Raw genomic sequence first — 24,357 nt, 5'->3', positions numbered from 1 at the left:
AGTTTCCTTTTAAACAATTTATGCGGGATTCAAAAACAAAATGCCCAATTTATAATTTCTTCTTTCTTGTAAGAAATACACCGCTTGTCAGTGCCGTAAAAGGGGCTACCGTAACCAATCCAAAGCTCCCTACAATGGTGTCCAGTATCTCGGATGATACATATTTATAGTTTAAAATATTGTCTATGGGGGTTCCCTGAGCCATAAACACCATCAATAATGCTACACAGCCGCCTGAGTAAGCCAAAAGCAGCGTAGTTGTCATGGTTCCCATGGCTGCTCTTCCTACAGCCATTCCTGACTGCATTGCTTCTTTCCATCCGATATCCGGCTTTTTCTGGATTACTTCATTCACGGCAGATGTGATATCTACCGCCAGATCCATAACCGCTCCTGACGATCCGATGAAGATACTTGCCATAAATATCTGAGTAAGATTCAGATTCTCGTACCCACTGTATAAGAGGCTCTCTGAATTAGGCATAATAGCACCATGGATTTTAAAAGCATCTGTAAAAATCAGTCCCATTATACAGGTAGTTATAATGCCCAGGAAGGAACCGCTGACCGCTGCAAAAGCCTTCCGGTCAAATCCATAAACCAGCGTGATAATAATAAACGTCAGTGACAGCACAATGACCAGTCCCACCATTACCGGCTGCATACCTTTTAGATACATAGGAACCAGTAATTTCCATATCATCAATATTGTAAGTCCAAAAGATAATACTGCACGAATTCCTGTCTTACCTGCAAATATAATTAATAGCACCACAAAGCATCCGGCTAGTATCAGTTCCTTATTCAGTCGATAGTGGTCTATCAGGTTTACGGAAAGAATTTCATCTCCTTTGTGGCTGATTACCACAAGCGCCTTATCCCCGGGACGAAAAATTTTATCTGCTTCCAGAGAGCCGTTCAGCATATTAAAGCCCTCTGCCTCTAATCCTTTAAATTCTCCTCCCAGAAAACGGACCGTACATCTTTGTTCTCCTGATTTGATCAGTCCGGTACTGATTATTTTACTGTCATCGGTATTCAGAACTTCCGCCGCACAGCGCTCTGTCCCTTTATAAATGACTGCATCTTCAAATCCGGTAGGTAAAAAAAACAGTACTGCCATCAGCGCCAGACAGAATATGACCGGCAGCTGGTAGCAAACTGTTTCTCGGGTAAACTTCAGTTTTCGCATTTTGGGAAACAATTACTTAACTCCTGTAAGCTGTGCGAGATTTTTAAATATATCTGTGTTATCATAATACCCTTCGAATTTTTCCTGCCCTGTTCCTTGTGCATATACCGGTACCGGAAGTCCTGTATGTGCATAAGATGCAAAATTAATACCTGATTTATTATTAAGAATATGTGTAATGGTTACCGATAATGGCTCATAAGTTCCATATAAAATATATTCTTCCTGAGACATCCCATCCTTCTTTGCCGTTCCTGTTTCCAGTGTTCTCTTATAAGCATCTTCCAGGCGGGAATATTCATAATCTGTTAAAACCAGTTTGGAATCTTCTGTTGCATCCGCATCATCTTTTGCCATTAAGCCAAAGTTTGCTTTTATATCTTTTAACACTTCCTTAAACTCTGTTTTATTTTCTTTATATTTTGCAACATAGTCAGAGTCGAATTTCGCATAGGATATTTTCTGGTTTGTCAGGTTTGTCAGATAAGTATCGTAATCTGTTCCTGCATATCCGATTGTTAATCCACCGGTTTCATGGTCACCGGTTACCAGAATAAGTGTATCGTCCGGATGTTTTTTATAAAATTCTACTGCTGCTTCCACCGAGTCACTTAAGGCTTCTGTATCGTTGATTGCAGATCCTGCATCATTTGCATGACATGCCCAGTCAATCTTACCACCTTCAACCATCATAAAGAATCCAGTATCATTGTTCAGAACGTCAATTCCTTTCTGCACATAGTCTTTTAATGAAAGTTCGTCTTTTACTGCATCCAGATCATAAGACATTGCATCTGCATCTGCCAGATGTTCTGCTATTACAAGTGATTTTCCATCTTCTGCTTTTAACTTCTTTACTTCTTCCTGGGTTTTAATTACCTTATAACCTGCGTCTTCTGCCAGTTTATAAGCATCTGTCTGATCTTCTTTTTCTCCTGTCGGGTCAAGAAGTGCACCTCCTGCAAAATAATCAAAGTTACTGTCTACCAGCTCTTTTGCAATATCATAATAGCTGTTTCTGGAAGCCTGATGAGCATAAAAAGCTGCCGGAGTAGCATGGTTTAAATTAACCGTCGTTACAATACCTACCTTATAATCCTTTTGCTTTTTTAATTTTTCAGAAATCGCCTCAAACTTCTTTGTCATGGTTGTATCCATGTTAATGGTTCCGCTGTAGGTTTTATTTCCCGTGGAAATAGAAGTAGCTGTTGACGCAGAATCCGGAGCAAAAGAAGTGCTGTCATAGGTCTGTGCTGTCCCAGCTACCGGAAAATTCATAAATGACAATGCTTTTGCCTCAATTTCTCCTTTATTTTCTGTCGTTCCCAGATAATCTGCCGTTGCCTGGATTTGAGGATAACTCATACCATCGCCTATAAATAAGAAAATGTACTTTGGTGTCTTAATCTCTGCATTCTCTGCTGCCTTACTGTCTGCTTTCGTTTCAGATTCAGCTGCCTTTGTCTCTTTCTCTGTCTGTGCCGTTGTTTCGGTAGCATGTCCTGTTACCGAAGGAACTGCCGTAATTGTTGGGACTGCCAATGCCATAGCTAACATCACTGCACTGATTTTCTTCAATTTCATAATCTTTTTCTCCTCTTTTTGCTTGATTATTTACTTACATGAATAATCTATCAGAGAAGTGTAAGAAGCGGTTTTGTGCCTTGTAAAGAATTGGTAAAAATAAAGCGGGCTTTGTAAAATTGATTTAACAGTGTTTATACTGCGGCAAAGAGTTTGTTAAGGGATTACTATTACGAATAGATTGGGGGGTAAGTGAGAAAGGGACGCTTTGTAGATAGATGCCGTGCGTGGAAAGAGAAGGGGGCGGACCATGGCAGGCGTTTGGAAGGCTTACTGCAATGTTTAAAAATTCATTACCGCAGATCCTGTTCGTAATGATATTTTTGTGATAGAATAAAAATTATTGTACCATAGGAGGATCAGGAAATGTATTTTTATATGCCAACAAAAATTTATTGTGAAAGTAATTGTGTCCGGAACCATGCTAAGGATTTGTCAACCCTCGGCAAAAAAGCTCTTATTGTAACTGGAAGACGCTCTTCAAAAGAAAACGGATCCCTGGCTGATATTCAGGATACTCTCTCAAAGGAAGGAATATCTTATGAGATATTTGACCGTATTGAAGAAAATCCTTCCATTGAAACCGTTATGGAAGCACGGGACTTCGGAAATGAGTCTGGTGCTGACTTTGTCATTGGAATAGGCGGCGGTTCACCGCTGGACGCAGCCAAAGCTATTTCCCTTATGATGAAACAAATAGATAAAACAGAAGATTATCTGTATGAGAAAGGCTCAGATGATGCTTATCCTGTCGTATCTGTTCCTACTACATGTGGTACGGGATCAGAAGCGACTCCTTATGCCATACTAACCATTCACAGGAAGCGGACAAAATCCAGCATATCTCATCGTATCTTCCCGGTTTTGGCTCTGTGCGATCCTAACTATTTAAAGAACCTTCCACCTTCCGTACTTGCATCTACTTCCATCGATGCTTTGGGACATTTTATGGAAAGCTATATCAATAACAATGCAACTTTCTACAGTAAAATGCTTTGTAAAGAAGGGATGCATCTCTGGTCTTCTGTTAAAGATGTCCTTCTGGGTAAGCCGGCATGTGATGCTGACTATGAATCACTGTTAAATGCTTCTACACTTGCAGGCATGGCAATTACCCATACCGGAACTTCACTTCCCCACGGACTCAGTTACTATCCAACCTATGAGACAGGGGTACCTCACGGAAAAGCCGTTGGCTCCTTCCTCCCTGCTTACTTAAGGGCTGCAAAAAATTATCAAAGCGAAATCCTGTCACTTTTAAATTTCCCGGACACAGACGCATTTACTTCTTATGTCAATCAAGTTTTAGGCAGCGTTATGATCAGCGATGACCTCAAAAAAGCCGCCGTGAATGGCATGTTATCCAATCAGGGGAAACTGGCAAATTGCCCATTTCCTGTAGACGAAGATGTTATGTGGGGGATGTTTGAGTAAATCATACTTATGTATATCTATGGTATATTATTACTTACTATCACGAATAGATAAAATAAAACGACAAGTATTCTGTGTGTACCGAATGCTTGCCTTTTTATTTTTATATATTCAGCCATGTTCCTACCCTTTCGTAAGATTGTCGGGAGTAAGGTTGTATCTTTGACATCCCCTACTTTCCCTTCCTCCCCTTACCCACAGCAATCCACACCAGATGAATCAGAAATCCCCCCAGTATAATTGCTGCCATATAAACCACAATCACAAGTGAATTTGGCATAAAACCTTCCAGATCTCGAAATACAACCTGGGAAAATTGCCTGTATGGATTGATATAAAACATGTCGATCTCATTTGTGAACAGTTTCGATACTACTGTATTGATTATTTCAGCAATAACTGCAGTGATGACGAATATTTTTATAACGCCAAAATAGTCACGCACTGTCAATTTTGAAGAATATCGAATTCCTGTGTAAATGCCCAGTGTAATTAATACCAGATGCCAGCAGATGGAGTGCAGTGTCAGTATGAAAAGGGGATAGCACATGCCGGAGGTGTCTGCAAATGCAAATATGCCTCCCAACAGATTGATATCCATTAAAAAATGGATGTATGCTTTTTTATTTTTGAGAAAGGGCAGAATCAGGCATAAATACATAGGCAGGCTGCATAACTGAAACGGGAAATACCGCCAGCTGTAGCTTCCATCATTTATTACGGTTATCAGCAAAATCTGTTTGATGCACTCTGAAATGAAGAAACAGACACCAAACCAGAAGATGATTTTGCAGCTTTGATCAAACTTCTTCTTTATCTGCATTCTATCACCCCGCCTTATATCTTCCATCCCTTAATTCTATTAATCGGTTGACAAGATTATTATACTCTCTATCTGATTCCTGGTCTACGTCATGAATCGACAATATTTTTAACAATTCCGTAAAAAAAGAGCAAAGACGGAAAATCATCTTTGCTCTAAAACGTTCCTCATACACTATTAAGCTAAATTACAAGAGGCTCTCTTTCACTTAAATCCTCTTTTTACGAAATATCATCACAGCTCCACCTAAAAATACAATGCTTAATCCTGCTGTAACTCCCACCGCTGCCATTGCATCTGCAATCTGGTATTCTGAAACAAGCATTCCTACATTATTTGAAATCAGGAGTATCGGATTATATTTTTGTAGAACCGGCAGCATATTTAACATAAATAAGATTACAACAACTGCACCTACCCCCATAAGGCTGGTATAACTGTTCTTGCCTACTGTAGAAATCAGGAGCAGGAGTGTCAGCAGAAATATACCAAACAGCCATAAACACAAAACTGCAAACCAAAGATGATAAATATCATTCTGTTGAAATAAATACTCCGTATATCCATACGTTGTGACAAAACAAAGTGCCAGGCATATCGTCCAGATGAACGCCGCGGATGTGAATTTTGCCATAATGACAGCATTTCTGGAAAGGCCTTTGGTAAGGATATTGATCAATGTTCCTTTCGACAGTTCACTGGATAGAATCCCGCTGAATACCAATATCAGAGCAATGAGTCCCATAGAGGTATTATTTTTGAAAAACTGCATATACGAATCCATTGCCGTTGGATCCGGCATTGTAATCTTCATGCCTTCAACAGCAAAATTTTCTAACAGCAGCGGTGTCAGTTTCGCAGTCAGGGGATTCATCATTCCAAATATAAAAAATACGATTATGAGGATGAAAAGACGATAGGTTCTAAGCTGCTCCAACCACTCTTTTTTCAGAAAAGCTATATATCCTTTCATTTCACCACCTCCATAAATAAGGTTTCCAGATTTGGTTCCTGCACCTCGTATTTCAGAACCTGTATCTGCTCTTTTAAAATCAGGGCTAATATTTGAAATCCACTCTTCTGCACATCCTGTACCCGAATTGTTAAGGATAGACGGGACCGGTTAACATCCGTGATTCCTTCTGTCAGCCTAAGCATGCCCTGAACCTTTTTGGCATCTTCCTCATTCATTAATTCCAGAATCATTTCATCTCTCTTATGGCCGGATTTTAATTCTTCCAGACCTCCGCAAAGAGCCAGCTCTCCGTCATGCAAAACTGCAACCCGGTCACAGATGCGCTCTACATCAGATAAAATATGTGTGGAGAACACCACCGTCATCTGGGATTTAACTACCGATAATATATCCAGTATTTCTTTTCTCCCAACGGGGTCCAATGCCGACGTAGGTTCATCACACAGCAGCAGTTTAGGGTCATTTAATAATGCCTGCGCAATTCCCAGACGCTGTTTCATCCCCCTGGAATAACCGCCGATTTTCTGCTTTACATCTTTTAATCCTACGATTTCCAATAATTCCCCGCTCTTCTCCAGAATCTTCTTGGCTGGCATTCCTGACACTTCGCCGCAGAGTTTCAGATATTCTTTTGCCCTCATATAATTATAAAACTCCGGTACATCAGGCAGATAACCGATCATGCGGTTTGTTTTTGTTTCTCCATAGGAAACCCGGTTTCCGGCTATCCGTATCTCTCCTGCATCCGGCTGCAGCAGTCCCAGAATCATTTTCATTGTGGTTGTTTTCCCGGCACCATTTTCCCCAAGGAATCCAAACACACTATGCTCGGGTACCTGAAAGCTGAGATCCCTGATGACTGCATGGCCGTTAAAACTTTTCTTTAAGTTTTTAACCTCTAAAATGTCCATTATTCTTCACCTCTGCCTATGGTAAAATACAATATTGGTCCGATAAACTGAACAATTAGTACAACAACTGCCCATATGACCTTATTTCCAAAACGGTAGTGGGGATGTCGCAGCACATGGATAAGCGCTGTGATTGCCAGTGCCAGCTCTGCTATAATTACCGGTATCAAAAACGGCAGAAACTCCATTAATTCTTTCATGTTATTCTCCTCCTGACCGGAGCATTCCTGATACGGCTCCGGATATCGCGTAAAGATAAACTAGTTACGATTGTTTTAAAAGCTTTAATCTCAGCTGATGAACAATATGTTTAAATTCATCTGTTTCAAAAAGAGGTGCAAGCCGGGGATTCTTTTCTACCGATTCCATCAGACTGTCCTTTACTACAGACTCACACCTTGGCATATTCGTACCCAGCCCCAGCATATCAAACCAATTTTCCATCTGATCAAAATACTTGTTTCCCTGAAGCTTCAGCGGAAATATATCTCCGGTGAAAATATCGGTGTATTTCTGAAGCATAACCAGTGCTTTCTGCTCCTGTCCATGGGATGCATATGCTTCTGCAGCCAGAAGATACATCGGTGCCAGACCTCCCGGGTGCATCTCCAGAAGCCCCATTGATTCTGCAATCTGAGTAAAACTATGCATCCACATATCCACCTTTTCTTCACGGTCTGCATATTCGATTATCAGATTTCCAAATCCTGCAAGCGCCAGCAGAATATTCTGATATATCATCGTTTGAAGTACTTCTATTGCCTTATCCTTTTTCCCCAGGCGGTCCAATGCAGATGCCAGGATGACTTCCGGTGAAGCCTTTGGCCGGTTGCAGTCTTCTAATAAAATCATTGCTGCACTTGGGTTATCTAAGTACAATTCACAGCCTGCCTCCATATAAACAGATACTCCGAGCAGATACTCATCATTGGTTTCTTCTCTTACATGAATCATAAGATCTCTTACCATTACCAGTACCTTCCGGCTTTTTTCCGGTGAGTCCGCCAACATATTATGATTGACCAGCAAACTCCCCATCTCCACCAGAAGGGCAGGGCAGGCATAGTATTTTTTAATAATCTTTTCACACTCTGCTAACACTTTATCAAATGGCTTTTCTGAAAAATCCTTGCATAACTTTACATACAATCTGCGTATATCCTCCTTCACCATCTGGGGTTTATAGTCAATCAGGTCATCTATACTAATATTAAAATAAGCAGCTAAAAGGGGAAGTAATGTAATATCCGGATAACTCTGTCCGGTTTCCCATTTTGATATGGCTGCTTTTGACACGCCCAAATATCCTGCAAGCTCATCCTGGGTGATCCCTTTTTCTTTTCTTTTCCCAACCAGGATAGACGCGATATTAATTTCTCTCATAAAAATCACCTCCATACACGTAGTATAATGGAGGTGATTCAAAATTACAATGGATATGAAGTTGTCAAATTTTTCATTAGTCAACCATTAGTTGACTCCCGATAGCCAAACTCCCGTGATAACTGTTCCCTTACTCCCAAAACCTTTTCCGCCAGCTCGTCAATTCTGGCATCTGTCATTTTTATGGCTGGTGCCGAAATACTAAATGCGTTCTTAACTTTTCCCCGGTAGTCGAAAATGCAGGCCGCAATACAGCGCACACCGATTTCATTTTCCTCATTATCCAGGGCATATCCCCGTTCACGGATTTTCTTTAATTCATCCATGAGATCTTCTGATGAAATAATGGTATATTCTGTCTTCTTTTCAATGATACTGTTTTCCCATATAAACTTCACTTCCTCTTCCGGAAGCTGCGCTAAAATGGCTTTTCCCACCCCGGAGGAATACATTGGCCTGGATAACCCTATCTGAGATGCCATCCGGATCGCACTGTCATTCCGTATGATAGGTGTGACCTTGTCTATATATACGACCTCGCAGCCTCTGCACTCTACCAGATGCACCGTCTCCCTGCACTCATTTGCCAGCTTCTCCAGATAAGGGTGTGCAATTGTCACCTCGTCCATGCCGGCAAGGGCCCTGCTGGATATTTCCATTAATTTATAAGTAAGGCGGTATTTATTATTCTCATCCTGGGCTACGTATCCCATGCAAATCAAAGACAACAACAATCTGTGGACCGTACTCTTATGGAGTCCGATACGGGTACTCAAATCAACCAGTCCAATTGGCCCCGTTCCGGCTAACGTTTCCATCACCATAAATATCCGGTCCGCTGACTGTATAGGGTTTTTCTGTTCTTCACTCATGATATCCTCCATTCGCTGCAGGCATACTGCAGATACTATAAATGTTTATATTAAATCTTTACTTCAAGATTCAGACTTTATGGACTACTTGAGCGTGTCTTAAAATTCATTTCATCATTAAGCACTCCCTAAAAAACGGATCGTACCTCTTGATAAAATCAATTTTAAAACACGCTCTAATATATTTTAACATTAATGATATGGGTTCGCAATATAAAAGTTATTTACCTATTGACATTTCAAGTGATTCTGGCTAAAATTATTTTAACGGTTTTATTTTGTAAAACTATGTTTTACATTATGAAACATTGAAGTTTAAATAGAAAATATATGATAAATTTAGCAAGGGGGATTACAAGATGTTATGTGAGAATTTTTCTGAAGTAAAAAAAGATTTTGATTTACTGGCACTGGGTGAGCTGCTGCTGAGACTTTCGCCGCTTGGAAATGAACGCCTTTCCAGAGGTGATACGTTTTTAAAACAAATGGGAGGCGCAGAATTAAATGTGGTTTCAGGGGCATCTCTTCTGGGGCTTCGAACAGGAATTATATCAAAACTCCCCTCAAACACCATTGGTTCCTTTGCTAAGAATCACGTTCGTTTCTGCGGAGTCAGTGATGATTATCTGACTTATGACGAAAGCAGAGATGCCAGACTTGGGATTTATTATTATGAATACGGCGCATATCCACGCAAGCCCGGTATTGTTTACGACAGAATGAACACCTCTATAAATAAAATTTCCATTGATGATTATCCGGATTCTTTATATCAGTCCACCCGTTGCTTTCACACCAGCGGGATCACTCTGGCACTTAGCGAAGGTACCTGCCGTACTGCCATTGAAATGATGAAGCGGTTCAAAGCAGCCGGCTCTCTGATCTCTTTTGATGTGAATTTCCGTGCCAACCTGTGGAGTGGTTCCCAGGCCAGAGACTGTATAGAACAGATCCTGCCATACGTTGATATATTCTTTTGTTCGGAGGATACTGCCAAGCTTACATTTTTAAAAGAAGGTTCCATCAGGGATATTATGAAATCCTTTACCAGGGACTATCCAATTTCCATCGTCGCATCTACCCAGCGTATTGTACACAGTCCGAAGATTCACACTTTTGGATCTGTGATCTATAACGCTAAGGAGGATGCATATTACGAAGAAAAACCTTATGAAAACATTGAGGTTGTAGACAGAATTGGCAGTGGCGATGCGTATATCTCCGGTGTACTTTATGGACTTTTAGCCCACAGCTTCGACTGCCGGGCTGCTCTTGAATACGGAAATGCTACCAGCTCCACCAAAAATACGATTCCAGGCGATCTTCCATCTTCTGACCTGGCTGAGATAGAACGAATTATTCAGGGACATCATTCCTCCATCCAGACGGAAATGGATCGCTAGAGCGTATTCGAAACCCCCTGTTCCGGAAGCCATTTTCCCTTCCAGGCGTACAGGATTACTCCGAGCATGGCAAAGACCCAGGAAACCGGATATCCCCAGAGTACTGTTTCCAGATCCGGATAAAATAAAACCATGATATTTACCCACAACATCCTGATTCCTACCATACTTCCTACCATCAGAAGCATAGATGTTACTGCTTTGCCTGCTCCCCGAAACACGCCTGTCATTACCTGTGCTACGGTCAGTGTTACGTAAAAAGGTGCCACCGTCCGCAGCATCAGGTAACCATTCTGGTTTACCGCTACATCTGATGAAAATACCCGAAGGGGAATTTGACCGAATAACAACAGCAGTATGGTGACAGCCACAGTGTATGTGAGACCGATCATCAGCGTATTTGCTGCACCTTTTTTCACACGTTCCCGTTTACCGGCGCCTACATTCTGCCCGGTAAAGGTCATTGCCGCCATTCCAAAGCTCATGATTGGAAGTATTACAAAACCATCTATTTTCATATAAGAACTACAGCCTGCCATTGCATCTGCTCCGAAGCTGTTAATATTCGCCTGAACAACTACATTGGAGAAAGATATAATGGCATTTTGTATACCACTAGGAATTCCCATCATTAACACGCGTTTCAGCATGATTCTGCTGATACCAAGTTTCTTCAGATGCAGGCGGTAGATATCATCATCCCGCATTAAAGCACGAACAACCATAAATGCAGATACAACCTGGGATATAACAGTTGCCCAAGCAGTTCCTGCAACTCCCATATGAAATACCACTACAAAAATAATATCCAGGATAATATTGACTACCGATGAAACACACAAATAATATAAGGGACGTTTTGAATCCCCCACACCTCTTAAAATACCCGCCCCCATATTGTAAAGTATGTTAAATACGGAACCACAGAAGAAAATGCGCAGATATGTGATTGATTTGTCCATGACCTCCTGCGGGGTTCCCATAGCAACTAATATCTGAGGGGATAAAACGACTCCCACTCCGGTCAGAACGATTCCGCCAATGATACTGATGGTAATAGAAGTATGTACGGCCTCCTGCATTCCCTTTTCCGCCCTTGCCCCATAGTACTGGGAGATTACTACTCCGGCACCCGTTGCGATTCCCATAAATAATCCCACAATTAAATTGATTAAAGAATTGCTGGAACCAACTGCTGCAAGCGCTTCTTTCCCAATGAAATTCCCCGCGATGATAGAATCCACTGTATTATATAACTGCTGAAACAGATTCCCAATTAGAAGCGGAATGGAAAACAGAAGAATTCCTTTTATAATTTTTCCCTCTGTCATATCTTGTTTACTGGATTTTATTGCACTTTTCAATTTTCAAACTCCCTTCCCATAAAAAAACTACCGCGTAAGCAGCAGTTTTTCGCCATTTTATCTAGGAAACATTTATCTTTTCACCAAGGTCTTCAGTAGTAAGCAAACCATTTACCAAAATAAAATGCTCCGGCATTCTGCCTTCTGTCATCCATTTCAATTCCAGCCCCAGCAAATCTTTTGTTGTCTTACCCACATCCCCTCCCAGAGATTCTATAGAATAGCGCATTTGACCGGGCTTACAGCAAGGTTCCCCTTTTAAGCGGAGGCATTCTTTGCAGTAATCACAGTTCCCTGCTGAAAGACTTTTACTTCCCGGGTATTTATCTTCCAGGCTGTGCATCATTATTGACAGTTTCTTTTTTTCGCTGCTCAATTCATTCTTTAGGAACCCTTTTAATGTTTCCTGGGTATGGGAACACTTTGTCTCCTCTTCCGGTATGATGATTCTGGTACCAATTACATATAGATAATTAAATTTATTCCAGTAATCCTTCACATCAAAGTCGTATGGGGGACATGACCACTTTTTCCCGTAGTCCGGACAGGCCTTGCAGCATTCTAAAAACTTTTCAATGTCCACATAATCCCTCAGATATTCCTGTACCGTTATCCTGTTGGACAACTGCTCCGTCGTATAATTCATCTTCCATCCTCCCTTTCACTGCTATATCATGGGTGGTTAAATTCCCGGACATTTCCTGCCTGCTATTTTATACCCGGGGATTCCTTACCTGGTTATTTACTTTTCAATTCCTGATAAAGTCGCGCTATAGGAAGTCCCACAACGTTGTTATAATCTCCGTCAATTTTTTTAATATAGATTGCCGCCCGGCCCTGAATACCATAAGCGCCCGCTTTATCCATTGGTTCTCCGGTTGCAATATAAGCTTTGATTTCCTCATCTGTCATTGGGTACATAATTACATCGGTTCTTTCTGAAAACGTTGTAACCTTTCTTATCCCGGACTGTATTTCAATCAGGGTAACGCCGGTATATACCTGATGGGTATTTCCCTGCAGAGTCTTAAGCATTTCCTCTGCCGCTGTTGCATCTTGCGGCTTTCCCAGAATTCTGCCACTAACAGCCACTATGGTATCTGCACCAATGATGACTGTGTCTTCTTCTATCTGTGCTGCCACTGCTTCTGCTTTCATTGCGGAGAGTTCCTCAACAAATTCATCCGGCATGGATTTATCTGTAATCTCATCCGTATCACTTGTAATAACCGTAAACTGATACCCGGCCTGAGCCAGCAGTTCCTTCCGTCTGGGAGAAGCAGATGCTAAAATTATGTTCTTCATAATAACTCCTGTCTGCTGCCCTGCAGCTTAAAAATTAATACCATTCCAGCCCCAGTCCTTAATTCCTTCATAAGTTATATAAGTTCTTTCTGCCGGAATCTGCAATTCCTCTGTCAGCAAATTACAAATAGCCTCTGTCATTTTCTCACAGTAATCTCTCTCCACCTGTCCAAAAACTTCCACCTTTACATAAGCTGTGGCTGCCTCCTGATTTCCTTTAAAATACATCTGGCAATTATCCTCCAGATCAACCATCAGCCAGCTTTCCGTCTTTCCCGGAATGATTTCAATAATTTTACCAAACTTACTTTTTAATGTCTCCGACTGCGCCTCTGTCATGGAAACGGATACTCTTGTTTTTATATATGGCATAATAATACCCTCCTTTTCTATACAATAAATCAAGTATGCAATAATCTCATTATATACGATTATCCCTGCACTGCAACAGAAAATCTTTCATTTTTAGGAAAATTTCCTCCCGGTTGTCTTTGGTTACTTCTAAAAGAACCACCTTTTTATGATGTTTAATCTGATCCAGCCAAGTACCTTCAAATCCTTTTCTCACTACACCGGTAACCGGTGTCTGTAAATTCAGTATCTCCAGTATTTTCTCTTTGAACTTCTCTGCCATGCCCTCGAAACGTCCGCACTCATCCATTATAATACAATCTGCATCTGGCCTGACGCTTCCCAGAATTTCTATACCCAGCCGTTCAATCACCCTGGTTCTTATCCGGGGGATCCCATCCTGAAACTGTACAATCACATTTTCTTCTTTCCATACCTGCGGCCCGGATGCCGGAACCATATACAGTGACCGGTTCTGATCTTCCCGGTTGTCACCAAAACAAGTGATGAATCCACCATATGCCACTCCTGATTCTTCCAATGCACGCCTGATAATCGTCGTTTTCCCTACCTGAATATCTCCTGTTAAAAACAAATGACACCTATTTTCCATGTACACAATACCTCACAGCATCGGGATTGGCATCTTCCAGCTGAATCAATCTCTTTGCATTTTCTACATATTTCATCATTAAATGCGTCAGATACGCCTCATCCAGCGGAAAGTCGGGTATCTCTTCTGCTGAAGATAAACTTTTTCCCTGTCCATGCCAATAAACACGCTGTATATTCCGAAAAGTTATCTGGAGCTGCTTTATATACTGATGCAAAATCACTCTCTTTGGTTCATCGATTTCCCCTGACTGTACTATGAAAATCATCTGTTCCGCTTCCGCAGACATTTTCCACATTATGTCCAGCATTTTACGATAGAAATCCACATTTACTTCTTCAACCGGTTTCGCCAGATACTGTTTCACCTGATCCGCAACCAGGTAAAAATGGGTCAGGGCTTCGCTGGTTACCCCATAATCTATTACACGCTGTGTACTGATATCCAGAATTGACAGATAGGAATTCTGAATCCGGAAAAGTTCCCGGACATTCCCTCTGAATTGTCCTTTTAAACTGGTTGGAAATAAGAAACGGTTGACCAGCAGTACAATGAACACTGCCAATATCAGATAGGCGATACGCAGTTCCACTGCGGTAGCCCCGTTCATCGTAATCGAAGCCATAAAAAGTGCAAAACTGGTAGAGAACACAGCCTGTATACGGGTTCCCGGAGTAGTACAGTACATCAGTGTTACCATCAGTGTTGCAAATATAAAATGCCATACGATACCCGAAAAATAAGATACGGTAAAAAACACAAGAATACAACCCAGGAATGTGCCAATCAATCGGTTCTTAACCCGATAGGCACTATCTTCATACATTGGCTGTATCATTAAAAAAGCATTAAGCGGAATCCAGTAGGCATGATTAATATTCGTCAGCTGACTGATTAAGAAACTAACCATGATTACAATAGACAACCGCAATGCAAATCTTACCTCAAAAGCATCCAGACGCATTTTCTGCCTGTGTTTCTGAAAAATATAAAAATCTTTTGGAAGCTTCCAGGATTTTCGAAAAGAAGGCTTTTCATTTCTGGCTGCACCATCCAGAATGAGCACCAGCAAGTGTAAAAAGTTCCGGAAAAAAATATAGAAAAAACCATCCGTCTGATTCTCACCAACCTCATTTAACAGGTTGCTGGCCTCCTGAATCAGTGTTTCATTATCCTCTTTGTTAAAAGAGTTCTGAACCTTATCAAGGTAATCTGCCAGCCGGCAGAGGATTCCATCATACTCTTCCCGGTGTTTCCCGCATTCCTCTTCATAATTTGAAATAAAATACGCCGACCTCTGGAATAAAAGGGCAAACATATAATGCAGTTTGCTCTCCCCCTGCATCTCAAATGCCAATTGCCGCCCATCGTATGCGAGCTTATGCAAAGAACTCTGAATATCCAATATTTCCTTCTGCATATGTTCATCCTGGCTTCCTTTGGTTATCAATCGAAACTGACATGCCAGCAGGTCCATGCCCTTTCTCGCTGCCCGGTAATCCTGCGGCCTTCGGTGAAGCAAAGAATAGAGAGCCAGTGCCCCGCTTAAAACGGTCAATGAGTAAAGCATTACCCCAAGTAATGGCAGGATTCCGTCCCAGCCTACCGGTGCCAGCTGTAAAAATACAAATGCCATGGCATAAGTAAAATATCCCTTCTGGTTAAACTGTGTCGTCTGGAGATAAACGAGAAGAAAGGGTACTACAAAATTCAATATGATACACAGGGGTATATTTAAGGTCGCAAAAAATGCCAGGATACACAGAAGAAACATCTCCAAAACAAGCCCGCATACGCCCCTTATTGAAAAATTCTTTTGCCGCCGGATCTGAAACGCAGTAGTCAGAAAAGACACAATAATGGAATATCTCGTTCCAAATAAAAAGATAACGGAATAAAAAAGAAATAAAAAAAATAAGATAACAGGCAGAGCTGTATCCCATTTTTTCTTAAACAAAAAAATATTATTTTTCATTGCTGAAAACATTATAATCACTCCACTTCAAATACTTATTATACTCCTGTATTTGAAAAAGCGCTATAGGGAATATGCTTAAGCAAAGGGTTGATCTAATCTGTTTTCATACGCATTATTTTCCCGAAGCATCTTATTCCACATGATATGATCTACTCCGGTTTTACAAAGAAACTGATAAAATCTGCATTGAGATTTCGTAAGCTTATAGGGTTTTGCCAATTTTTGTACTGTTTCTTTGTGTAATGTTCCTGTCTCCTGGAAATAACTTCCCAGCTTTTCCAGATTCTTAAATAATTTGCGATTCATAAAATCAGGCACCATGGACGTACCTGCCGCACCACATCTGGCTGCAGTTCCAAGATATTTCATATGCAGCCTTTTCGCCTGTTGTTTCATACAGCGTCTGGCATAATCAGCATGGGCTGAACCAACAAATCCCATTTGTACGATGCATCCCAGAGATTTATTCTCTGTATTCTGTACATTTAGTTTCTCAAATAGTTTCATTACCGGTCCCGGCATTGCATGTACATAAAGGGGCATTACAATCAAGACTGTGTCAAATTTTTTTATTTTCTCTGCAATTACTTCCGGATTTTCTTTTTGTATACAGCTCACCATGGGTATTTCTTTCATGCCCTTTACGAACTGCGTTATAAATATTCCTGTATTTCCTTTTTCTCCATGAGGAGAACCATTTATAATGAGAAGTTTCATCTTATCTGCCCTCCTTATATTCGGAAATCGTGCCAATACATTTAATTTTCCAGTGAAATTGGACGCAGACTCTTTTGAAATATTCAATGAACAGCTTCCGAGCCTCATTTGATGTAAACGTATCCTGATAATAGATTTCTATTACAGGCGTTTTATCATATCTGGCAACATGCATTGCTTCGCCGGAAGTATATTCAATATAAGGAAGAACGGAAACTATCATACGGTCCAGCAGCGTTTTCAAATTGCCGCTGGCAAAACCGCAGGACTCTTGTAACAAAAAAACTGCCCGGTCTGCTCTAAAAAAAGCATGATAAAAATCATCCAGATCCTTTTGTACACATCTTCCCGGGGTTTTCAGCCAGCAGGCCCAGCAGCCAAGGCAATCCCTGATCATAACCCTGTTAAGATCCAGTATATAGGTGTCTGATTCCTTTCCCTTTGCCGGTGTATGGAAATCATCCCACTCCTGGCAATCTTTAATTATAACTGTTTTCATTGTATTTTCACCTGAGCTCATCTGAGCTTTCCAATCTTAATGATACAGTTACTATAATGCTGGTGGTTACCACCAGGTCAATACTTTATAAATTTATAATTGTATTAATTTATGGTTTTATGAATTTATCGGAATCCAGCACTCATAATAATTTCTGGGATTCAGACTTCCCACAACACAGATTCTCGTCCTGATATATACAACCCCTTTCATCTCCAGTTGATTCTCACAAGCCCATCCATTAACCAAATGATACATTCTTCCCATGGTATCATAATCATCCATACCTGATTCTACCACTGTATAAATGCTCTTTCCGGATATCAGGTATTGTTTCTCAGGGTCCTTTTTCCCCTCTGCCGGTTTTATAATCCTCATTTTGGATTCTTTGTATCCATTTTCATCAAAAGTAACTTCCCTGATCATATTGCTGATAATATCTTCTCTTTTTAAATCAATGTTTGGAACTACATGCTCCGTATAATCGGAAAATGCAGACATGTAATCAATCGAATCTACAATTTCGTATAAAGGCAGTTCACAAATGCCGTATTGATGAAGATGTCCGGATAAATTCTTTATAAACAACTGATCCTGTGCCAACCGTTCTTCCATTAACTTCAAGCGCTCTATCTCTTCTTTTAGCTGACATTGCTTCCTGGAAAAAATCTCATGAACCTGTGAAATATCATCCTGATTAATCAGTTCCTTAATCTCTCCAATGGCAAATCCATGTTTCTTGTAATAATCAATAGCCATCAAGCGGAAAATATCCAGGATCGTAAATTCCCGATAACTGCTTTTTCTGTCTTTATTAGGACAGATCAGCCCCTGTTTTTCATAATACCGAAGTGTCTCTCTCGTGATTCCCAGGCTGTTATAGAGTACTCCCGGGTTATAAACATGGCCGATCCGTTCCATTTCGGGCTGGTCAATTGCAGTAAAACTTTGCTCGATCAATTTTTTTCTGTCCACGAATACCTCCTGTGACGATTCCTATAGGTCAATGATATTACTACTGTATCACAGGTTATCCCTAATTCCAAGACATGGTGTCATTTACTTATATACACTCTTTCATCACTTCATAGCTTCCATTTCGCAGAATTTTATCCAGATATCCTGCCACGGCATCTTCAAACCCTTTGATATCCGTCAGATCTTCACCCCAGAATTTCGTATTTCTGCAAACTGCATTTGCCAGCATTTTTGCGTTGTCGTTACGATGTTCATAAAAGAACTCCAGTACTTCCCTGTCATCCCGGATCAGATATCTGTCTTCTCCTCTGACTGCTTCCAAACCATTTTCGGTCAGATGACTGCCTCGGCAGAACGCGATGTAAAATGCGAAGGATGCTGTAATGCATACAGGCAGCTTCCCGAACTTTTCTACATATCCTTTCAGGGATGGCATGACTCTGGCCTTCCACTTGGATGTAGAGTTCAGGGATATATCCAGAAGTGCATGGTCCACAAAAGGATTATTAAATCTTTCTGTTACAGCTGCTGCAAATTCTTCCAGTTCTTTTTGTGGAAGTGATAACGTTGGTATAATTTCATCATAAATAGTCTGATTCATAAATTTACAAATGGTCTGGTCATTCATACAATCCCGTACAATATTCTGTCCTGCCAGGTATGCCCCCAGAACCATTGAAGTATGAGCACCGTTTAAGATACGCACTTTACGCTGTTTGTATGGTTTATGGTCATCGCAGATAATGACGGGAAGCCCTGCCTTTTCAAACGGGAGTTCTTCTTTCAGGCTCTGTGGCCCTTCAATGACCCAGAAACCAAATACTTCTCCCGTGTCGATTAAGTTATCTTCATAGCCCATTTCTTCACACAGCGCCTGTGCTTCATTTTTGGGATAACCAGTTACGATACGGTCTACCAATGTGGAACAGAATATGTTTTCAGACTTGATCCACTGGGTAAATGTTTCCCCAAGATTCCACTGGTCTGCATACTGAAGGACGCACTTCTCCAGTTCTTTTCCGTTATTATCAATCAATTCACAAGATAAGATGATGAAACCTTTTCCTTTTTCCGTCCCGTAATTCAGAAAACGCTGGTATAAGAACTGTGTTAGCTTTCCCGGATAGCTGGATGCGGGACTGTCGGTAAACCGGCAGGCTGGATCATAGACGATCCCTGCTTCTGTAGTGTTGCATGTGATAAAGCGCAGATCAGGATTCTTGGCACATTCCAGTACCGCATCAAACTCTTCATAGGAATTCAGACATCTGCTGACACAGGAAATCACTCTTTTATCATTTACTTTCTGACCATTTTCAAATCCACGCAGAAACAGGGTGTATAATCCTTCCTGCTCATTTATTCTTTCCGAAAGCCATGGAGATGAAATTGGTTGGCAAAGCACTACTTTTGACTGAAACCCTGCTTTTTCATTCATCATATCAATCCAGTAATCCACAAAAGCACGCATAAAATTGCCTTCGCCAAATTGTAAAACTCTTTCCGGCGCCTGCTCCAGCAGATACCCCTCATACCCCTGTTCTTTTAGTACCTCATAGCTTAATTTTTTCATATTTTATATCCAACCCTTCCTAATTATAATTTAATAAACATGCTATTTATAATTGAATACACATCAATTTTGCTTACGTTGTATCTGTACTGCCGGTTCATCCTGCTTATCATTACAGGGTAACACCCTGTTTAAATATTGCCATATCGTGAAATCCTGCTTTTTCCGCCTTTACCTGTTTTCCGGAAGCTACATCCAATACATAGCAGAATAATTCTTCAGCCATTTCATCCAATGTCTTCCCTTCTGCCAATTTGCCGCAGTTAAAGTCGATCCAGTTGTCCTTTCTGGTACTCAGATCTGTGTTGCTTGATATTTTTACCGTCGGTACCGGCGATGCAAACGGGGTGCCTCTACCGGTAGTAAACAGAACAATGTGCGCGCCGCCTGCCGCCAGTGCCGTAGACGCTACCAGATCATTTCCCGGAGCACTGAGCAGGTTCAGCCCTTTTTCTTCCACTGTCTCACCATATGCCAGAACTCCCGTAACCGCTGCTTTTCCACTCTTTTGTGTACAGCCCAGGGATTTATCTTCTAAAGTGGAAATTCCTCCTTTTTTATTTCCCGGAGAAGGATTTTCATAAATTGTCTGATTGTGGCTGGTGAAATAATTCTTAAAGTCATTGATCAGATCTACTGTCTGATGAAATAACTGCTGATTCTTACAGCGGTTCATCAGAAGTGTTTCCGCACCGAACATCTCCGGCACCTCTGTTAAGATCGTGGTTCCTCCTTTTGCAATCAGCATATCGGAAAAAGCCCCAACTACCGGATTTGCTGTAATTCCGGACAAGCCATCCGAACCACCGCATTTCATACCTATGACCAGTTCCCCGGCATCTATTTTTTCTCTGCTGTCACGTCCGGCATATTCTGCTATTTCTTCTATTAATGACAGCGACTCCTGGATTTCATCTTCACAATCCTGAGCCACCAGAAACCTTACTCTGTCCTTATCAAAATCTCCAATATATTTCTTCAGTTCATCAATATTGGAATTTTCGCATCCAAGTCCAAGAACCAGGACCCCTCCTGCATTTGGATGATTAACCAGATCAGCCAGAATTTTTCTGGTGTTTTCCTGATCTTCTCCCATTTGGGAACAGCCGTAAGGGTGTGGAAAAGCAGCAACCGCATCAATGGTTCCCTGTACATATTTCTGGGCTTTTTGTTCAATTGCATTCGCCACATTATTTACACAGCCTACCGTTGGGATAATCCAGATTTCATTTCTGATTCCAACTTTTCCATTTTTCCGCCTATACCCCTCAAAACTGGCACCTGTTCCGACCGGCATATCTGTTGGTACTTTTTCATAGGTATATTCCAGCAGTTCACCCAGCCCGGTCTGAATGTTATGAGTATGTACCCAGGCGCCCGCTTCAATTGCATCCTTTGCTATACCAATTGGACTTCCATACTTTATCACCCTGCTGCCTTTGCTCATCTGTTTCAGTGCAAATTTATGACCTTGCATGATATCCTCATTTAGAATCACTTCTACCCCATCTATGATGCAAGCCATCCCTTTCTTGAGGGGTTTTAATGCAACAGCTACCGTGTCACTCTGATGAATTCTGATATAATCCTGCATAATACCTTCCTTTCCTTCACTGTTTCTGACTTTTCTTATTCTTCATCCTAATTCCATGTCTTAATTATGTAAGTACTTACATTTAACTTACATCAAATAAACTTTTGTGTCAACAACATTTTTTATTTTTTAAAATATATCTTGATTTTATAGTATTAAACTATTATAATGACTTTAATTCCATTTTGTAAGCATTTACATTATTTTCAGGAAATCGAGGTAGCCCAGATGAACATCTATGATATTTCAAAAAAAGCCGGTGTATCCATTGCTACCGTATCCCGCGTGTTAAATGGAAACGAGAAAGTCAGTGCAAATACCCGTCAAAAAGTCTTAAGAGTAATGGAAGAGGAAAGTTACAGTCCAAATGCCTTTGCAAGGGGGCTGGGTCTCAATACCATGAAAACTATTGGTATTCTCTGTGCAGATTCTTCTGATGCCTATCTTGCAAGTGCCGTTTATTATCTGGAACAGGAACTTCGGCGTTTCGGCTATGATGCACTGCTGTGCTGCACCGGATATGACCTGGACCAGAAAAAGAAATATCTTGAGATATTGCTTTCCAAGCGGGTAGATGCCATTATTTTAGCAGGCTCTACTTTTGTAGAACAGGCAGATAAAAACAATGAATATCTCCGCTTTGCTGCCAGAAAAGTCCCGCTTATTCTGCTAAACGGACATTTAGATGCTCCCGGAATTTACAGTTCCCTCTGTGACGATACCGCAGCAGTTGCGGGTGCCACAGAGAGGTTCCTGGTCAGCGGAAGGAATAAGCTGCTCTTTCTCTATCGGTCCCAATCTTACAGTGGACGTCGAAAGCTGGCGGGTTTTCTAAGCGCACATAGCAAAAGAAACATACAGGTGGAAAATTCACAAATGATCTGCTTTAACGGTTCCATACAGGATATCAAAGAACGGCTGCTCACTCATTATGCAAACTGTTTTCCATTTAACGCCGTAATCACCTCCGATGATGAACTTGCTATCGGCGTGCTGAAATTTGCTAAAGCTGCAGGACTTTCCATTCCCCGGGATCTGTCTATCATTGGATATAACAATTCAAAAATTGGAATCTGCTGTGATCCGGAACTGACTACGATTGACAATAAACTGGAGTTTTCTTGCAATCATGCGGTCTCTGTTTTAATGAGCGTTTTAGATAGCAAGAAAGTACCTGCTAAAACGGTCATTACCGCTGAAATCATTTTGCGGCAATCCACAGATGATCACTTTTAATTCAAACCCTTAAGGAGGATTTTAACTATGAAACAATTTATGGACAAAGAATTTTTACTTTCAACACCCACTGCCAGCAGGCTTTTTCATGAATATGCAGATACTTGTCCTGTGCTGGATTATCATTGCCACATTAACCCCAGGGAAATAGCAGAAGATAAACAATTTTCCAACATAACAGAAGTATGGCTGGGCGGAGATCATTATAAGTGGCGCCAAATGCGTTCCAATGGAATTGATGAATACTACATAACAGGCGACGCATCTCCCCGGGAAAAATTCCAGAAGTGGGCGGAAACGTTGGAAAAAGCAATTGGCAATCCCCTTTACCACTGGAGTCATCTGGAACTTCAGCGCTATTTTGGATATACCGGCATCTTAAACCGGGATACGGCAGAAGAAGTCTGGAATCTCTGCAATCAGAAATTACAGGATCCTTCTATGTCCGTCCGTAATATTATTAAAATGTCGAATGTAACTCTGATCTGTACAACGGATGATCCCATTGATACGCTGGAATGGCATAAGATGATCAAAGAAGACAGCAGTTTTGATGTTGCAGTCCTTCCGGCATGGCGCCCGGATAAGGCTATGAACATAGAAAAAGCAGACTTTACAGAATATCTTGCTAAACTTGCAACAGCAAGCGGCACACAAATTAAAGATTTTGCTTCCCTGAAGGAAGCGCTCAGAAACCGGATGGATTTCTTCCATAATAATGGCTGTCTGGTATCTGACCACGCTTTGGAATTTGTTTACTACAGCCCGGCTGATGAATCCGAGATAGAAGCCATCCTGAAAAAGAGACTTACCGGAAATACCGTTACAAGAGAGGAAGAATTAAAGTTTAAAACGGCATTTATGCTTTTTGCAGGACGGGAATATCATCGCCTTGGGTGGGCTATGCAATTGCATTTTGGATGCAAAAGAGATAACAACTCTTTAAGCTTTCGCAAGCTTGGACCGGATACCGGATATGACTGCATTAACAACTATGCTCCTTCTGCTTTGGCTGCGGATTACCTTAATGCCCTCATCTGCACAGACCAGCTTCCAAAAACGATCCTGTACTCCCTGAATCCAAATGATAATGCCTATATTGACGCTATCCTGGGATGCTTTCAGGACTCTTGTGCTATTGGGAAAATGCAGCATGGCAGTGCATGGTGGTTCAATGATCACAAACAGGGCATGACCGACCAGATGATTTCCCTTGCAAATCTTGGATTGTTAAGCAACTTTATTGGGATGCTTACGGATTCCCGCAGCTTTTTATCCTACACCCGTCATGAATATTTCCGCCGCATCCTGTGTGATCTGATTGGAGGCTGGGTAGAAAATGGAGAATATCCGGAAGATTATCAGGCATTAGGAGAAATCGTTAAGGGGATTTCATATAATAATGCAGTGCGGTATTTTGGATTTGATTTAGAAAATACACAGGAATCATAACTTAATTCACAGAAATTTTCCCGGGCGGCGAACAAAATCATTTGACTTAAAGTATGCTTTAAGTATTATAATTTATTTAACACAGCTTCTGTGCCCGCCTGGCAAATCATAATTCTGGT

Annotated in this window: 23 protein-coding genes; 4 read left to right on the top strand and 19 right to left on the bottom strand. The window is 41.1% G+C overall.

All coding sequences use genetic code 11. The annotated features are described in order from the left end of the window. Positions 1-49: 49 nt before the first annotated feature. Together QR40_RS04410 and QR40_RS04405 are read right to left on the bottom strand one after the other, a co-directional pair. Positions 50-1,204 carry a YibE/F family protein gene (locus QR40_RS04410; RefSeq protein WP_330373639.1) on the bottom strand — a complete coding sequence of 385 codons (1,155 nt, stop codon included), beginning with the start codon at positions 1,202-1,204 and terminating at the stop codon, positions 50-52. Then, entirely contained in the window at positions 1,205-2,776 is a 1,572-nt protein-coding gene (locus QR40_RS04405; protein ID WP_044293629.1) for an alkaline phosphatase, read from the bottom strand. A gap of 366 nt (positions 2,777-3,142) precedes the next feature. Between QR40_RS04405 and QR40_RS04400 the strand changes: the two genes are divergently transcribed. Next, on the top strand, positions 3,143-4,210 hold the full coding sequence (locus QR40_RS04400) for an iron-containing alcohol dehydrogenase family protein (RefSeq protein WP_044293628.1): 1,068 nt from the start codon (positions 3,143-3,145) through the stop codon (positions 4,208-4,210). A 172-nt stretch (positions 4,211-4,382) separates the two neighbouring features. Here the strand turns inward: QR40_RS04400 and QR40_RS04395 are convergent, their stop codons facing one another. From QR40_RS04395 to QR40_RS04370, 6 genes are all read right to left on the bottom strand, one after another. Then, positions 4,383-5,033 (bottom strand): TMEM164 family acyltransferase, encoded by a 651-nt coding sequence (locus QR40_RS04395; protein ID WP_052430699.1) that lies wholly within the window; start codon positions 5,031-5,033, stop codon positions 4,383-4,385. Positions 5,034-5,241: 208 nt separating this feature from the next. Further along, positions 5,242-6,006 (bottom strand): ABC transporter permease subunit, encoded by a 765-nt coding sequence (locus QR40_RS04390; RefSeq protein WP_027295911.1) that lies wholly within the window; start codon positions 6,004-6,006, stop codon positions 5,242-5,244. Beyond that, on the bottom strand, positions 6,003-6,920 hold the full coding sequence (locus QR40_RS04385) for an ABC transporter ATP-binding protein (RefSeq protein ID WP_044293627.1): 918 nt from the start codon (positions 6,918-6,920) through the stop codon (positions 6,003-6,005). Before QR40_RS04385 ends, QR40_RS04390 begins: the two co-directional genes overlap by 4 nt. Next, positions 6,920-7,120, bottom strand: coding sequence for a PLD nuclease N-terminal domain-containing protein (locus QR40_RS04380; RefSeq protein WP_027295910.1), 201 nt, complete (start codon positions 7,118-7,120; stop codon positions 6,920-6,922). Before QR40_RS04380 ends, QR40_RS04385 begins: the two co-directional genes overlap by 1 nt. A 64-nt stretch (positions 7,121-7,184) precedes the next feature. After that, entirely contained in the window at positions 7,185-8,303 is a 1,119-nt protein-coding gene (locus QR40_RS04375; RefSeq protein WP_044293625.1) for a helix-turn-helix domain-containing protein, read from the bottom strand. A gap of 80 nt (positions 8,304-8,383) precedes the next feature. Further along, a complete protein-coding gene (locus QR40_RS04370) occupies positions 8,384-9,175 on the bottom strand; it encodes an IclR family transcriptional regulator (RefSeq protein WP_044293623.1) in 792 nt (263 codons plus the stop codon). A gap of 359 nt (positions 9,176-9,534) precedes the next feature. On the opposite strand from QR40_RS04370, the gene QR40_RS04365 reads away from it, so the two are divergent. Continuing rightward, complete coding sequence (locus tag QR40_RS04365; protein ID WP_027295907.1) at positions 9,535-10,578, top strand: sugar kinase; 1,044 nt, start codon at positions 9,535-9,537, stop codon at positions 10,576-10,578. On the opposite strand, the gene QR40_RS04360 is transcribed toward QR40_RS04365, so the two are convergent. From QR40_RS04360 to QR40_RS04310, 11 genes are all read right to left on the bottom strand, one after another. Next, positions 10,575-11,942 (bottom strand): MATE family efflux transporter, encoded by a 1,368-nt coding sequence (locus QR40_RS04360; protein ID WP_330373638.1) that lies wholly within the window; start codon positions 11,940-11,942, stop codon positions 10,575-10,577. The genes QR40_RS04365 and QR40_RS04360 overlap by 4 nt on opposite strands. 61 nt (positions 11,943-12,003) lie before the next feature. Beyond that, positions 12,004-12,588 carry a DUF2284 domain-containing protein gene (locus QR40_RS04355; protein ID WP_044289641.1) on the bottom strand — a complete coding sequence of 195 codons (585 nt, stop codon included), beginning with the start codon at positions 12,586-12,588 and terminating at the stop codon, positions 12,004-12,006. 92 nt (positions 12,589-12,680) lie between these two features. Continuing rightward, positions 12,681-13,247: a Maf family protein gene (locus QR40_RS04350; protein ID WP_044293621.1), complete on the bottom strand. Its 567-nt coding sequence runs from the start codon at positions 13,245-13,247 to the stop codon at positions 12,681-12,683. 27 nt (positions 13,248-13,274) lie between these two features. Further along, entirely contained in the window at positions 13,275-13,619 is a 345-nt protein-coding gene (locus QR40_RS04345; RefSeq protein WP_044293619.1) for a phenylpyruvate tautomerase MIF-related protein, read from the bottom strand. A gap of 49 nt (positions 13,620-13,668) precedes the next feature. Beyond that, complete coding sequence (locus QR40_RS04340; protein WP_044293614.1) at positions 13,669-14,211, bottom strand: nucleoside-triphosphatase; 543 nt, start codon at positions 14,209-14,211, stop codon at positions 13,669-13,671. After that, positions 14,201-16,198 (bottom strand): FUSC family protein, encoded by a 1,998-nt coding sequence (locus QR40_RS04335; RefSeq protein WP_052377967.1) that lies wholly within the window; start codon positions 16,196-16,198, stop codon positions 14,201-14,203. The genes QR40_RS04340 and QR40_RS04335 overlap by 11 nt, the downstream gene beginning before the upstream one ends. Before the next feature lie 66 nt (positions 16,199-16,264). Then, on the bottom strand, positions 16,265-16,906 hold the full coding sequence (locus QR40_RS04330; protein ID WP_044293612.1) for an NAD(P)H-dependent oxidoreductase: 642 nt from the start codon (positions 16,904-16,906) through the stop codon (positions 16,265-16,267). Position 16,907: 1 nt separating this feature from the next. Further along, positions 16,908-17,405, bottom strand: a complete 498-nt coding sequence (locus tag QR40_RS04325; protein WP_044293611.1) for a flavodoxin family protein — start codon at positions 17,403-17,405, stop codon at positions 16,908-16,910. Positions 17,406-17,522: 117 nt separating this feature from the next. Beyond that, positions 17,523-18,380, bottom strand: coding sequence for a helix-turn-helix domain-containing protein (locus QR40_RS04320; RefSeq protein ID WP_044293609.1), 858 nt, complete (start codon positions 18,378-18,380; stop codon positions 17,523-17,525). A gap of 88 nt (positions 18,381-18,468) precedes the next feature. Then, on the bottom strand, positions 18,469-19,956 hold the full coding sequence (locus QR40_RS04315) for a tagaturonate reductase (protein WP_044293608.1): 1,488 nt from the start codon (positions 19,954-19,956) through the stop codon (positions 18,469-18,471). Between the two features lie 112 nt (positions 19,957-20,068). After that, positions 20,069-21,550, bottom strand: a complete 1,482-nt coding sequence (locus QR40_RS04310; protein WP_044293606.1) for a UxaA family hydrolase — start codon at positions 21,548-21,550, stop codon at positions 20,069-20,071. 228 nt (positions 21,551-21,778) lie between these two features. Between QR40_RS04310 and QR40_RS04305 the strand changes: the two genes are divergently transcribed. Next, positions 21,779-22,786: a LacI family DNA-binding transcriptional regulator gene (locus QR40_RS04305; RefSeq protein ID WP_044293605.1), complete on the top strand. Its 1,008-nt coding sequence runs from the start codon at positions 21,779-21,781 to the stop codon at positions 22,784-22,786. A 27-nt stretch (positions 22,787-22,813) separates the two neighbouring features. Next, on the top strand, positions 22,814-24,238 hold the full coding sequence (uxaC, locus tag QR40_RS04300; protein ID WP_044293604.1) for a glucuronate isomerase: 1,425 nt from the start codon (positions 22,814-22,816) through the stop codon (positions 24,236-24,238). Positions 24,239-24,357: the final 119 nt, after the last annotated feature.

Origin of the sequence: Robinsoniella peoriensis, assembly GCF_000797495.1 — a bacterium.
GTDB lineage: Bacteria > Bacillota > Clostridia > Lachnospirales > Lachnospiraceae > Robinsoniella > Robinsoniella peoriensis.
The sequence above is the reverse complement of the archived record's forward strand: the minus strand, read 5'-3'. Positions and strand labels throughout refer to the sequence as shown.

Coding starts and splice junctions, on each gene's coding strand:
- QR40_RS04405 (WP_044293629.1), bottom strand. CDS start 2,776: ATGAAATTGAAGAAAATCAGTGCAGTGATGTTAGCTATGGCATTGGCA.
- QR40_RS04400 (WP_044293628.1), top strand. CDS start 3,143: ATGTATTTTTATATGCCAACAAAAATTTATTGTGAAAGTAATTGTGTC.
- QR40_RS04395 (WP_052430699.1), bottom strand. CDS start 5,033: ATGCAGATAAAGAAGAAGTTTGATCAAAGCTGCAAAATCATCTTCTGG.
- QR40_RS04390 (WP_027295911.1), bottom strand. CDS start 6,006: ATGAAAGGATATATAGCTTTTCTGAAAAAAGAGTGGTTGGAGCAGCTT.
- QR40_RS04385 (WP_044293627.1), bottom strand. CDS start 6,920: ATGGACATTTTAGAGGTTAAAAACTTAAAGAAAAGTTTTAACGGCCAT.
- QR40_RS04380 (WP_027295910.1), bottom strand. CDS start 7,120: ATGAAAGAATTAATGGAGTTTCTGCCGTTTTTGATACCGGTAATTATA.
- QR40_RS04375 (WP_044293625.1), bottom strand. CDS start 8,303: ATGAGAGAAATTAATATCGCGTCTATCCTGGTTGGGAAAAGAAAAGAA.
- QR40_RS04370 (WP_044293623.1), bottom strand. CDS start 9,175: ATGAGTGAAGAACAGAAAAACCCTATACAGTCAGCGGACCGGATATTT.
- QR40_RS04365 (WP_027295907.1), top strand. CDS start 9,535: ATGTTATGTGAGAATTTTTCTGAAGTAAAAAAAGATTTTGATTTACTG.
- QR40_RS04355 (WP_044289641.1), bottom strand. CDS start 12,588: ATGAATTATACGACGGAGCAGTTGTCCAACAGGATAACGGTACAGGAA.
- QR40_RS04350 (WP_044293621.1), bottom strand. CDS start 13,247: ATGAAGAACATAATTTTAGCATCTGCTTCTCCCAGACGGAAGGAACTG.
- QR40_RS04345 (WP_044293619.1), bottom strand. CDS start 13,619: ATGCCATATATAAAAACAAGAGTATCCGTTTCCATGACAGAGGCGCAG.
- QR40_RS04340 (WP_044293614.1), bottom strand. CDS start 14,211: ATGGAAAATAGGTGTCATTTGTTTTTAACAGGAGATATTCAGGTAGGG.
- QR40_RS04335 (WP_052377967.1), bottom strand. CDS start 16,198: ATGTTTTCAGCAATGAAAAATAATATTTTTTTGTTTAAGAAAAAATGG.
- QR40_RS04330 (WP_044293612.1), bottom strand. CDS start 16,906: ATGAAACTTCTCATTATAAATGGTTCTCCTCATGGAGAAAAAGGAAAT.
- QR40_RS04325 (WP_044293611.1), bottom strand. CDS start 17,405: ATGAAAACAGTTATAATTAAAGATTGCCAGGAGTGGGATGATTTCCAT.
- QR40_RS04315 (WP_044293608.1), bottom strand. CDS start 19,956: ATGAAAAAATTAAGCTATGAGGTACTAAAAGAACAGGGGTATGAGGGG.
- QR40_RS04310 (WP_044293606.1), bottom strand. CDS start 21,550: ATGCAGGATTATATCAGAATTCATCAGAGTGACACGGTAGCTGTTGCA.
- QR40_RS04305 (WP_044293605.1), top strand. CDS start 21,779: ATGAACATCTATGATATTTCAAAAAAAGCCGGTGTATCCATTGCTACC.
- uxaC (WP_044293604.1), top strand. CDS start 22,814: ATGAAACAATTTATGGACAAAGAATTTTTACTTTCAACACCCACTGCC.